Here is a 12339-nt window from a genome sequence, read left to right as displayed (position 1 = left end):
TGAGAATGCGATGTTTTCGATTGAATAATCAGAATATTGGTGTTAATATATCATTAATACGAATCCTGAAGTGTTCGTCGCTATATTTGTTACTAAACACTTTTGACCGAACAATAAATCGTTGGGAGCTACTATTACCGTAGAAGCAAACATGCCCCATTTGGAGCGGGAAGTTTAACGCTGCGATTAGTGCACCCCCTTGCTATAGACGCGGGATCAAAACGATGTTGTAGCAAGACGGCATATTTGGGATTCGTCAATTTTCTAATTTTACTCTTCTACTTTCATGTAGAAGAGTATTTTTATTTTGCCTTCATAATTGGAATGGAAGCATTTATAAAGCAAAAAATATTGCAAATGCTATTTTCTGTCATTATATTGTTGCTTGCATCTCGTAATTGATGTCGATATAATGCCTAGTAGAATGATAAAGATTGAGGGGTAAAATTAGATGTTACATCAATTTTCACGAAACGAATTAGCTATTGGAACAGAAGGCTTAGAAAAGCTTAAAGAAACGACAGTCGCAATTTTAGGTGTAGGCGGGGTAGGCTCGTTTGCAGCAGAAGCATGTGCACGCAGCGGGATTGGCCGTATCATATTAGTAGATAAAGATAATGTGGATATTACGAATGTTAATCGTCAATTAGTTGCCTATTTATCAACGGTCGGAAAATCAAAATCTGCTGTTATGAAAGAACGGATTGCAGATATCAACCCGGAGTGTGAGGTAATCGATATGCATATGTTCTATACAGAAGAAACATATGAACAGTTTTTCGCACAAGGAATCGATTATGTCATAGATGCATCCGATACTGTAATGTACAAAATCCACATTATGAAAGAATGTTTAAAACGCAATATCCCAATTATCTCAAGCATGGGTGCTGCAAACAAAATGGATCCTACTCGTTTCCAAATTGCCGATATTTCAAAAACCCATACAGATCCACTGGCAAAAGTAATTCGTACAAAACTTCGCAAAGAAGGCATTAAAAAAGGTGTAACTGTTGTATTTTCAGATGAATCCCCGATTGTCGTACGTCCTGACGTTGCACAATATGTCGGAAAACCTGAAGCGGAAATCCGCAAAGCACAATTACCGCCTTCATCAAATGCATTTGTACCATCTGTAGCTGGCTTAATAGCTGCAAGCTGGGTAATAAATACAATTTTAAAAGATGTCCAAATTAACCGTGTTCAAGGTTAAATGAAGATTTCATTAAATAAAAAAGATGTGTAAGGAGGAGGTTCGTCTCTTTTTTACACATCTTTTTTAATGGATAATTGCTATAGATCAAAAAATAATCTAAACTACTTAGTCATATGGAATTTTCTGAGGAGACTGTTTAAGAATTAGAATAACGATTCCATCAATCAAATATCGCCTAATAAATTACATAATTTAATTAGTTATACAATAATTCCCTTAAAATAGTTGAATTATGAATATCCATTCATTTATCTGAATAAGTAGTTATTATTGTGATAAAATAATAAATATGTTTTGGAAGGGAGTTTAAAGATGGTCATTCAACAATTGGAGTATAGGGGTTTGAATTTACATGATGTCATCGGGTCGGTTGAAATTGCGATTGATGCCGATTTAAATACGATCCACATTTATGATACTGATCATATTGTTGAACCCGAATATGATTTTTTAACGAAAAACTTCAAGTTAAGTGAAGGTTTCTGGAAAATGGCGGGTGTTATAAAAGGTAAGCAATTATTTTTGAACAATGATGAAAAAAGTCTAGATAGATGGATCGAATCATTTAAATGGATTTTTTACAGTTCTGGCCAATCCATTAAAATTTATAATCAAGGTGTAATGGTCGTTTATAAAACCGGTTCTATTGAAAATGAGAAGTTATTATATGAAAAATACTTTTCTCGTCTGACAGATGAATCTTTGAATAGCAAATGACATAATATTCTATAAAGAGATTAATTATGGCAAAAATATGGCAGGATTTTAATGATTTTTTCGTTTTTGCAGAAAAATTCCTTTTTTTTGCTATAGTTAATAAAGTATTGATAATATGCATGGGGATGCAAGGAGGACGATAGAATGACAATTGAAATGAAAAATGATTTATTGAATTTGCCGAGTCTACAGTTGAAAATGGATAGAATCGTTTTTGAAAATATCGATACGAAACCAAATTGGTCGAAAGCTTTTGAGCAGCTTGATGAATTATTGCATAAAGTAGCGAATAATTTTAATGAATATATCGCGAAAAATAACGGGGAACTGCCATCAAGCAATACTTATTGGATCCTATATATGGATATTACTTCAAAACTTTTATACTTTACAGGTTTAGCGCATGCTAATTTAATCGCAGAAAATGATGCAGATGCACGTGACCATGTCATCAAGCTATATGAATTAAGTGCGAGCTGTATTCCAAATGCACATACTGAGAGTAATGAAGAATTGCTATCGGAAATTCAAAAAAGTATTCATCAGTTAAATGGTGAAGAAGTTAAACTATCAGTTGCCGACAATGTGGAACAATGCATTAAAGCATTTAAGCAATTTGCTGAGTCATACGAAAAGTAATAGATAAAAGAGTTATTTTCACGAATGTGAAAATGACTCTTTTTGTGTAAAATCGCTTATTTCTTAAAAGATTTCAGTTTTTCATAGATGGCGGCCATTCTTTTTTCTTCCCCTGCAATGACGGGCTTGTAAAATTCGGTTCCTGTAAGTTCATCCGGTAAATATTGCTGAGGGACCCAGCCGCCGAATGTTCCAATAGGGGAGTCATGCGGGTATTGATATCCGACATGGCCTAGAGTTGCCGCACCGGCATAGTGAGCATCTTTTAGGTGGTTCGGAATATCACCGGTTTTCCCTTCATGAATTGCTGCGATCGCCGCATCCAAAGCTTTGTAGGCTGAATTTGATTTGTCCGATAAACACATTTCCACGACTGCTGTTGCGAGCGGGATGCGCGCTTCCGGCAACCCAAGTTTTACTGCTGCTTCTGTTGCTGCCTGTACATGTGCCCCGACACTTGGATTGGCAAGACCAATATCTTCATATGCCATGACGAGCAGTCTTCGACATACCGCAACCAGGTCACCATTTTCGAGTAAATGTGCCAAGTAATACAGCGCAGCATTCGGATCGCTGCCGCGTACCGACTTTTGGAGTGCCGACAATAGGTTGTAGAAATGGGAGCCGCCCTTATCCCCAAAAACCCCGATTCTTTTTGCAAGGGCATCGATCGCATTATCATTAATGATCGTAATCCCGTCTTTTTCATCTGAAGCATAATAAACCGATTCCAATAGAGTTAATGCTTTTCGGGCATCGCCATTTGAGGCATTCGCAATTTTTTCGATTTGCTGTTCCGTAATATCGATTTCCAACTGGCCAAGGCCGCGTTCTTTATCTGACATTGCCTGGTTAAGCAACTGGACGATATCATCGCCTGTTAAGCGTTCTAGCTGTAAGATTTCTCCGCAGCGTGAACGGATGGCAGGGTTTACATCATGGAATGGATTTTCCGTAGTTGCCCCGATCAAGACGATTGATCCGTTTTCCACATGCGGCAGCAAAGTATCTTGCTGCAGTTTGTTGAAACGGTGTATTTCGTCCAAGAACAAGAGGACTTTACCGCTCATTCGGGCATCCATCACGATTTGCTCGATATCCTTTTTTCCGGCATGTGTAGCGTTTAATGCAAAGAAAGGAAGTTTTGAACTACCGGCAATCGCATTTGCAATCGAAGTTTTTCCTACCCCGGGAGGCCCGTAAAGCAGCATCGAAGGTACATGTCCTTTTTCAATCATTTTAAATAAGGGTGTTGCCGGTCCAATAATATGCTGCTGACCAACAACTTCACGAATTGTGCGAGGTCTCATTTTATAGGCGAGCGGTTCATTTTGCATAATTTTTCGCTCCTTTTCTTTTCAGTTGAATAAAATGGTTTTGTTAATAATCATAAAGTATTTCCGAGTGGTTTAAAAGGAGTTGTGTTATAATGAAGTATATTAAAGGACTAGAAAATAAGAGGTGTAACGATGAAAATATCGACTAAAGGACGTTACGGTTTAACGATTATGATTGAATTGGCGAAGCATTATGGTGAAGGACCGATTCCGCTTCGACAAATTGCTGCAGATAAAGATTTATCTGAAGCATATTTAGAGCAGTTAGTGTCACCATTGCGAAATGCAGGACTTGTAAAAAGTGTCCGCGGTGCATATGGCGGATATATGTTAGCACACAAGCCAAATGAAATTTCAGCAGCTGATGTTATCCGTGTACTGGAAGGGCCGATTCAGCCGGTTGAAGGAATTGAAAATGAAGAAGCGCCACAGCGTGAATTATGGATGCGTATTCGCGATGCAGTAAAAAATGTATTGGATACAACGACGATTGACGATTTGGCTAAATATACGAATAATGAAGTATCTGACGGCTATATGTTTTACATTTAGTGTTATTTAAAGGAGTTAGTTTGTTTTGAAAAATACAATTTATCTTGATCATGCCGCAACTTCACCCATTGCACCGGAAGTAATCGATGTAATGGCACGTGCAATGGCCGAGGAAAGCGGTAATGCATCAAGTATTCACACAGTTGGACGCAGTGCACGTAAAGCACTGGATGATGCTCGGGCAAGTTTAGCAGCAAAAGTAAATGCGAAACCCTCTGAAATTATTTTTACAAGCGGTGGAACAGAAGCCGATAATATGGCCATTTTTGGAACAGCGTATGCACGCCAAAAAGAAGGCAAACATATTATTACAACAGCAATTGAACACCATGCCGTTTTACATGCGTGTGAAAAGCTTGAAAAAGAAGGTTTTACGGTGACGTATTTACCTGTGGATAAAACAGGGCGGATCAGTGCTGAACAGGTGAAAGAGGCATTACGTGATGATACGATTTTAGTTACGATTATGTATGGTAACAATGAAGTCGGCACAATTCAGCCTATCGCCGAAATTGGAGCGATTTTAAAAGAACATTCCGCAACATTCCATACAGATGCCGTCCAAGCATTCGGATTGGAAAAAATGGATGTAGAAGCACTTCAAGTTGATTTGCTCAGTGTTTCTGCCCATAAAATTAATGGTCCTAAAGGGATTGGCTTTTTATATGCAAAAACAGGAGTTAAATTAACCAATATCCTATATGGCGGTTCCCAGGAGAAAAAACGCCGTGCAGGAACGGAAAATGTACCGGCGATTATTGCATTTGCAAAAGCTGCCGAGTTAGCAGGGCAAACTGCACATCAGCGTATCGAGCAGTACAACGGATTTAAAAATATTTTAATCGAACAGTTCCAGCTGGCAGGTGTTAAGTTTCATCTGAATGGTCATCAAAAGAGCGTGTTACCGCATGTATTGAATGTCACTTTCCCAGGAACGGATGTTGAATCATTTTTAATCAATCTGGACATGGCAGGTGTACTTGTATCAAGCGGTTCTGCTTGTACGGCTGGTTCGATTGACCCGTCCCATGTACTTGTTGCGATGTATGGACAGAATGCGCCTGAGCTTCGTAGTTCCATTCGCTTCAGTTTTGGGTTAGGATTAACAGATGAGTTAGTGCAGGAAGCAGGAAAGCGTACTGCTGAAATTGTGAAACGACTAACTTCGTAAATTTATAAGAAAGACTTCGCGCCTTTTACGCGATTTGTCTAAGAAAAGGTGAATAGTAAATGGTAGAAACAAGAGATCCATCTCAAATTCGAGTAGTTATTGGAATGAGTGGAGGCGTAGATTCATCAGTAGCGGCATATTTATTGAAACAGCAAGGCTATGATGTAATCGGTATTTTCATGAAAAACTGGGATGACACGGATGAGTTTGGTGTATGTACAGCGACAGAAGATTATGATGATGTAATCGCAGTATGCAACCAAATCGGCATTCCGTATTATGCCGTCAACTTTGAAAAACAATATTGGGACAAAGTATTTACGTACTTCCTGGAAGAATATAAAGCAGGTCGTACACCGAACCCGGATGTTATGTGCAATAAAGAAATTAAATTTAAAGCCTTCCTGGAGCATGCACTGGCACTTGGCGCGGATTATTTAGCGACAGGCCATTATGCACGAGTAGCACATGATGAAAACGGTGTGAAAATGCTTCGAGGCATTGATAATAATAAAGACCAAACATACTTCCTGAATCAGTTAACTTCTGAACAACTTGAAAAAGTCATGTTCCCGATCGGTCATTTACCGAAGCCGGAAGTTCGCAAAATTGCGGAAGAAGCAGGTTTGGCTACAGCGAAGAAAAAAGATTCAACGGGAATCTGTTTCATCGGCGAACGTAATTTCAAAGAGTTTTTAAGCCAGTACCTTCCAGCGCAGCCAGGCAACATGGAAACATTTGATGGTGAAGTAAAAGGTACGCACGACGGTCTAATGTACTATACATTAGGGCAGCGCCACGGCTTAGGAATCGGCGGAGACGGTGAACCTTGGTTTGTGGTCGGGAAAGATCTGAAACGAAATGTATTATATGTAGGCCAAGGCTTCCATCACGATGCACTGTACTCGGATGCATTGACTGCGGTAAAAATGAGCTTTACAGGAGAAGCCAGAACAGGCACATTTAACTGCACGGCAAAATTCCGCTATCGTCAGGAAGACTCGCCGGTAACAGTGACAATGCGTGAGGACGGTACAGCATATATCGAATTTGCAGAGCCGGTTCGAGCAATCACACCTGGACAAGCGGTTGTTCTGTATGATGGTGAAGAGTGTCTGGGCGGCGGCACGATCGATGGCGTATTTAAAAATAGCGAACAGTTAACATATGTAGGGTAATAGACGATAGACGTTCATTTTAAATGAGCGTCTATACATATTTTTAGAGGTGAAAAAATGGATACAAACTATAACGAAATCGGAATTAAAGCATTTCAGGAAAAGCGTTATGAAGAAGCTGCACAAGCTTTTACACAGGCAATTGAAGCACAGCCGAACGATGCAATCGGCTATGTAAACTTCGGTACATTGCTTGCGGCAATGGGCGATATCGAACGTGCCGAACGCTTTTTCCAAAAGGCGATCACAGTAGATGAAAAAGCTGCTACAGCCTATTACGGATTAGCGAATTTATATTATGAAGCAGAGCGCTATACAGAAGCCGCAAAACTTTATCAAAAATCGATCGATTACGGTATCGAAGGGGCAGATGCCTATTACATGCTGGCAAAATCATTTGAACGCGAGCAGCAATTCAAATTGGCGCTGCCATTTATGCAACGTGCGGCAGAGCTTGCGCCAAAAGATCTGCAAATACGTTTATCATACGGCATCTTGCTTTGCTCTCTGGAAATGTTCGATTTTGCGAAGCCGGAGTTGGAATATGTGATTGAGGAAGACTGGAACAATGCGGATGCACATTATAATTTAGGTGTATTATACGCAGTCTCCACATCAGATACCGATAAAGCAAAATATCATTTGAAACAAGCTTACACATTGCAGCCTGAATTCGATCAGGCGAAGTATTTATATGATATGATTTGCCAACGTTCAAATTAATTTAATTGAAGAAAATATAGAGTGATGTGTTGAGAAGAGAATTTTCAGCCATCACTTTTTATATTAAAATGATAATTCAAAACAGTAAGTTTATGATATGATGGATGAAACTGACATTTAGTTGAGGTGAGATATGCAGCATGCACGCTAAAATAGATAAAGCAGATTGTATGTTTTTAATTTCTGACGAGACAATGTACCAATTTAAGCAGTTGATCGATGAACTTAATCTATTCACATTAATACTTCCGTTCAGTGAAGAGTCTTACCAACGTTCAGTCATCATATTTGATATTTGGTATTTATTATCTACTGAAGAAATCGATCGTATTTCCAATCCGGAAAATACGATGATCTACCCAATACGGAAATTTTTATTGGATAAAATTAAAAGCTTTCAAATAAAACGTTATATTCAGCTTGCTTTATATGAAAACAAAAAGCTGGCTTTTATTTGTGCAATATATGTCTATTTAAAGCAGGAGCAGTTCCTTAATGAGAAATTAGGAGAAAAAGAGGAAATGGCGGCCAACTTTCAGGCACTAAAAAGTTTCAGCAGTAAAAGTTTACGACCATACTATGATGCGAAATATATTGAAGTTGAAAATTACCCGCAACAGCTCGCTTTATTGCAAAGTACGATATTAAAAGAATTGCAGGTGCTAGTAATTGAATTCGAACAGTCCCTCCTTCACCACTATGAACAGGCAATTGCTGAGGCAAGTGAAATTTATGAAGCGGTTTTTGGATTAATCAACGACTGGGGTGGACGTGTAACATGAAAATTTCAAACCAGATTGAACATTTGCGAAACCTTTTCAATGAGTTGCGCTATATGGAAGTGATTCAATTCAGCACGATTACTTTGCCGATTGCACTTGAAGAAAAAAGGTATGCAGAAGCACTTCTTTGCTATGAGTTTTTAGCCTCAACCTATTTTGAAATAGGCAGCTATCAAAACTTCCATGCGGTCATGGATGATTATGAAAAGCTTTGTTTAACATATGGCAAAGATGAAAATAAAATGGTTTATTACTATTTATATAGTCTTGAACATATCTTTACAAAACATCATGATCAATCGATTGAAGCCGCAAAAAAATCACTTAAATATGCGCATCTTCTGCAGTGCGATGAGCTTATTATCATTAATTATTGTAATTTGGCAGCGCAGTATCGTTATACTAACGAACCGGAAAATGCGCATATCGCCATAAAATTGGCGGAGTATTATAAACAGAAAGCCCAAGCTGTCAATGCAACTGTTGTGAGAGGTTATTTAGGTGCGCTTTATTATTATGCTTCAACAAGCAGTAGCGTGGAATTTAGTGAGATAAAGCAAGATATTTTGCAGCATCTGGAAGGCAAATATCCTTACTATGCCGGGAATATACTATTTGCGGAAGCGATTTTAAACTATAGGATTGGTCATGGGGATGAAAGCTTGGAAATGTTTGAACAGGCATTTTTTCAATTGGAGAAACAACAGAATATTGTTTTAATGTCTGTAGTTGAGAGATACTTACAACGTTTTAAGCTAATCGATCAATTCCGTTATAAAAATGAACTGCAGCAGCTGATCAATTTGCATAAAAATGAGCCGGCCAATGTCCGTAAAGAGCGAAACATCCACACCGACTTATTTTTCGAAGAGGAAACGACTGCGCTCGCAATCAAATTCCCTCATGTTGTTTCAAAGGAAAGCACGATCCGCTTTGTAGAAAATGCGCTTACGAACAAGGAGGCAATTTACTGTATCCACTGGTGTTTTATCACAGATAAAATTGAAGAGCTGTTTGGTAGCTTATTTAATGAGCAATTGTTATTTACTTTATTCGAATCAATTTATCAAAATATTTTCGAGTATGAGGCAAAGGTAAATGTATTATCGAAAAGCGCAGGAGAAGCGTTTATAAAAAATATTTCCGAAAGCGACTTTTTCAAGTTGTTGATGAAGCTGGAGGAAAAACTTCGAACAACTGCTGTTCATACGACATCAGGGATTGTAGAAATCCCGATTCATTTCGGATTTATCCATTCGGATCAATTGAAGAAAGAAGAAGTATCGTATGAACAATTAGCGGCTTTTGCCGATGCAAGTCTGTACTATGCAAAATCACACGGACAACTTTACATTTACAGTTAATTTAAAATAGTTTGTAAAATTCGGGTTGAAACGATACAATAGCTAGTATAGTAAAAGCGATGATGAAAAAAGAGTAGTAAAGTGGCGTTTTTAAGAGAGCTGACGGTTGGTGGAAGTCAGTAAACGTACTTTATGAATGGACTTTCTAGCTGCACAGAGGAAATGCTGTGCCGTAGTGCTCACGTTACGAGTTTTGAGTGGACTAAATAGATTTTATTTAGTCAATAAAGGTGGCACCACGGCTCTTTCGTCCTTTAAAGCGAAAGGGCCTTTTTGTGTTTCCAAAAAGAAAAGCTGAGGAGAGATGAGCATGGTAGTAAAGATAGACAAGTATGTAATAAAGCAGGTAAATGGCGATACATATACGCCAATTTCGATCTTTGAATCAATTGTCGGAACAAAAAAGGTATTATTCGAATCCAATGCAAAATTTAAGCAAAATGGACGCTATTCCTTCATCGCCTTTAATCCGGTTGGTGAGTTAAAAGGAAATGCGGAATCCAGTTCTTATTCGATTCATAATCGGGAGCTGACGACTGAACAGAAACCGGTATTAACTTTATTGAAAGAGCTGTTGCCGATCCAAATAGAAGATGCTCCTTTTGCTTTTTTCGGTGGGGCAATCGGTTATTTTGGCTATGAAACAGCCTACCATTTTGAACAGATTGGGGAAATTGTAGGCGATGTATACAATATGCCCGATGTACATGTTTATTTTTATGAAACGTTCATCGTGATCGATCATTTGTTGCAGCAAGTTTCCATTGTGGCAATGGATTTGTTTCAGACGGGTCATACGATGGAGTTAATGGAGCAAAAAGTGGATGATATTGCACAAATGATGATGTCATCTTTAGCATATAAGCACACAACAGAAATAGATGTACAGTTCGTACCGACTATAAAAAAAGAACGCTTTATTGAAATGGTTGAAACAGCAAAAGAGCATATTCGTAATGGTGATATTTTTCAAGTCGTTTTGTCTCAAACATTTGAAGCCGATTTCCGGGAAAATCCTTTGACGCTTTACCGGAAATTACGGACATCAAATGCTTCGCCGTATATGTTCTATATGGAATTCGGGGATTATACGGTTCTTGGTACATCGCCGGAAAGTCTTGTGAAAGTTCAAAAAGGCCTTGTCACGACAAATCCGATTGCAGGAACGAAGCCGCGAGGACGGAATGCACAGGAAGATGAAGCGATTGCAAATGCATTGCTGCAAGATGAAAAGGAAATTGCCGAACATAAAATGCTTGTTGATTTAGGGCGGAATGATGTTGGTCGTGTTGCGCAGGTTGGAACAGTCGCTGTGACAAAATATATGGAAATTGAAAAGTATAAATATGTGATGCATATCGTTTCGGAAGTTACAGGGAAGTTGCGCGATGATGCACATTTAGTCGATGTCATTGCATCAAGCCTGCCAGCTGGTACGGTTTCGGGGGCGCCGAAAATTCGAGCGATGCAGATTATTAATGAGCTGGAACAGAGAAAGCGTGGGATCTATGCGGGTGCCATTGGTTACTTATCGGCATCAGGGGATATGGATTTAGCACTGGCAATCCGTACAATGGTCATTAAAGATGAAAAAGCATATGTTCAGGCGGGTGCAGGGATTGTTTATGATTCAGTCCCTGAAATGGAATATGAAGAAACATTAAATAAAGCAAAAGCATTGCTGGAGGTGCGCAAATGATTTTACTTATTGATAACTATGATTCATTTACGTATAATCTGTTTCATCAAATCGCCCAGTTTGGCGAAGAGGTAAAAATTGTCCGAAATGATGTGATGACCGTTGAGGAAATCCGCAAATTGCAGCCGAAAGCGATTGTTATTTCTCCAGGACCCGGGGAACCGAAAGATGCGGGGATTGTCATTGATATGATTCGCGAGCTTTATAAAGAGATTCCGATATTAGGTATATGTCTCGGCCATCAGTCGATTGGCGAAGCGTTCGGTGCAACGGTGAGCCGTGCCCAAAATATTATGCATGGAAAAACAAGCACCCTTCAATATGAAAAAACGGGTTTGTTTACACAGTTCGACGGGGAAGTAGAAGTGATGCGCTATCATTCGCTTATTATTGAAAAGCCAACATTGCATGAAGATTTCCGGGTTGTTGCTGCAAGTTCAGACGATGGGGAAATTATGGCCATTCAACATGTTCAATATCCGGTTTATGGACTGCAGTTTCATCCTGAGTCCATCGGAACAGAACTCGGTACAGCTATGATCAGCGAGTTTTTAAAGAAGGTGGAGGTATTGGCATGATCCCGAAAGATAAACATGACATTGCTGCAGTGGAATTTCTGAAAGCCGCGGATACAGAAGTGGTCATTCCTTTATTGCCGGAGCTCCTTGAGTGGGTGCAGGATATGAACTGGCCTGTCGCGGAGCCAATGGTTGAACTATTATTACAATATCCGAATGAACTGACACCACTTGTTGATGAAGTGCTGCGCGGGGACGATGACATGTGGATTTACTGGTGTCTTGTGGAAATCGTACCAAAGCTGCCGTTTTATTCGAAGCTCGTATTGGCAGACGCCGTCGAACAAATTGCCGCAATGGAGAAAACATCCTTCAATGAAGATAATGTTGAAGCTGCTCAAGAAGCCTTAATCAGTTTTCAGCCGTAATAGATTCGCCTAATC

The 12339-nt window shown here is 39.2% G+C and carries 13 protein-coding genes, 1 other RNA gene and 1 other annotated feature; of the genes, 13 read left to right on the top strand and 1 reads right to left on the bottom strand.

The annotated features are described in order from the left end of the window. Window positions 1–59: 59 nt before the first annotated feature. The 4 genes from ssrS (at window position 60) to MKY51_RS10855 (ending at window position 2572) form a co-directional block, all read left to right on the top strand. Window positions 60–257, top strand: a non-coding RNA gene (ssrS, locus tag MKY51_RS10870) — 6S RNA. Window positions 258–451: 194 nt separating this feature from the next. Next, the gene (locus MKY51_RS10865; RefSeq protein ID WP_079527771.1) at window positions 452–1213 is read left to right on the top strand and encodes a tRNA threonylcarbamoyladenosine dehydratase; all 762 of its coding nucleotides are present in this window, start codon (window positions 452–454) and stop codon (window positions 1211–1213) included. 345 nt (window positions 1214–1558) lie between these two features. Beyond that, window positions 1559–1933, top strand: a complete 375-nt coding sequence (locus tag MKY51_RS10860) for an aminopeptidase (protein ID WP_339171919.1) — start codon at window positions 1559–1561, stop codon at window positions 1931–1933. A 144-nt stretch (window positions 1934–2077) separates the two neighbouring features. Next, window positions 2078–2572, top strand: coding sequence for a GTPase (locus tag MKY51_RS10855; protein ID WP_339171917.1), 495 nt, complete (start codon window positions 2078–2080; stop codon window positions 2570–2572). A 56-nt stretch (window positions 2573–2628) separates the two neighbouring features. Here the strand turns inward: MKY51_RS10855 and MKY51_RS10850 are convergent, their stop codons facing one another. Further along, window positions 2629–3909 carry a replication-associated recombination protein A gene (locus tag MKY51_RS10850; RefSeq protein ID WP_339171914.1) on the bottom strand — a complete coding sequence of 427 codons (1281 nt, stop codon included), beginning with the start codon at window positions 3907–3909 and terminating at the stop codon, window positions 2629–2631. 132 nt (window positions 3910–4041) lie between these two features. On the opposite strand from MKY51_RS10850, the gene MKY51_RS10845 reads away from it, so the two are divergent. The 9 genes from MKY51_RS10845 to MKY51_RS10805 all read left to right on the top strand — a co-directional run bounded on the left by MKY51_RS10845 (window position 4042) and on the right by MKY51_RS10805 (window position 12324). Further along, a complete protein-coding gene (locus MKY51_RS10845) occupies window positions 4042–4461 on the top strand; it encodes an Rrf2 family transcriptional regulator (RefSeq protein ID WP_008408540.1) in 420 nt (139 codons plus the stop codon). Window positions 4462–4486: 25 nt separating this feature from the next. Continuing rightward, window positions 4487–5632, top strand: a complete 1146-nt coding sequence (locus tag MKY51_RS10840) for a cysteine desulfurase family protein (RefSeq protein WP_339171910.1) — start codon at window positions 4487–4489, stop codon at window positions 5630–5632. Between the two features lie 59 nt (window positions 5633–5691). Beyond that, window positions 5692–6810: a tRNA 2-thiouridine(34) synthase MnmA gene (gene mnmA, locus MKY51_RS10835; protein ID WP_339171907.1), complete on the top strand. Its 1119-nt coding sequence runs from the start codon at window positions 5692–5694 to the stop codon at window positions 6808–6810. Between the two features lie 57 nt (window positions 6811–6867). Next, complete coding sequence (locus MKY51_RS10830) at window positions 6868–7533, top strand: tetratricopeptide repeat protein (RefSeq protein ID WP_339171905.1); 666 nt, start codon at window positions 6868–6870, stop codon at window positions 7531–7533. Between the two features lie 140 nt (window positions 7534–7673). Continuing rightward, on the top strand, window positions 7674–8315 hold the full coding sequence (locus MKY51_RS10825) for an ATPase (RefSeq protein ID WP_339171903.1): 642 nt from the start codon (window positions 7674–7676) through the stop codon (window positions 8313–8315). Next, window positions 8312–9679 carry a hypothetical protein gene (locus tag MKY51_RS10820; protein ID WP_339171901.1) on the top strand — a complete coding sequence of 456 codons (1368 nt, stop codon included), beginning with the start codon at window positions 8312–8314 and terminating at the stop codon, window positions 9677–9679. The genes MKY51_RS10825 and MKY51_RS10820 overlap by 4 nt, the downstream gene beginning before the upstream one ends. 50 nt (window positions 9680–9729) lie before the next feature. Further along, window positions 9730–9937, top strand: a binding site (T-box leader). Between the two features lie 52 nt (window positions 9938–9989). Further along, the gene (gene trpE, locus MKY51_RS10815) at window positions 9990–11378 is read left to right on the top strand and encodes an anthranilate synthase component I (RefSeq protein ID WP_339171898.1); all 1389 of its coding nucleotides are present in this window, start codon (window positions 9990–9992) and stop codon (window positions 11376–11378) included. Continuing rightward, window positions 11375–11956 (top strand): aminodeoxychorismate/anthranilate synthase component II, encoded by a 582-nt coding sequence (locus MKY51_RS10810; RefSeq protein WP_339171896.1) that lies wholly within the window; start codon window positions 11375–11377, stop codon window positions 11954–11956. The genes trpE and MKY51_RS10810 overlap by 4 nt, the downstream gene beginning before the upstream one ends. After that, window positions 11953–12324 carry a DUF5071 domain-containing protein gene (locus MKY51_RS10805; protein ID WP_339171894.1) on the top strand — a complete coding sequence of 124 codons (372 nt, stop codon included), beginning with the start codon at window positions 11953–11955 and terminating at the stop codon, window positions 12322–12324. Before MKY51_RS10810 ends, MKY51_RS10805 begins: the two co-directional genes overlap by 4 nt. Window positions 12325–12339: the final 15 nt, after the last annotated feature.

It is taken from the genome of Solibacillus sp. FSL R5-0691 (assembly GCF_037974225.1).
In the GTDB taxonomy this organism is placed as follows: Bacteria; Bacillota; Bacilli; order Bacillales_A; family Planococcaceae; genus Solibacillus.
Note: the sequence above shows the minus strand (reverse complement) of the source record. Positions and strands in the feature narration are given on the sequence as shown.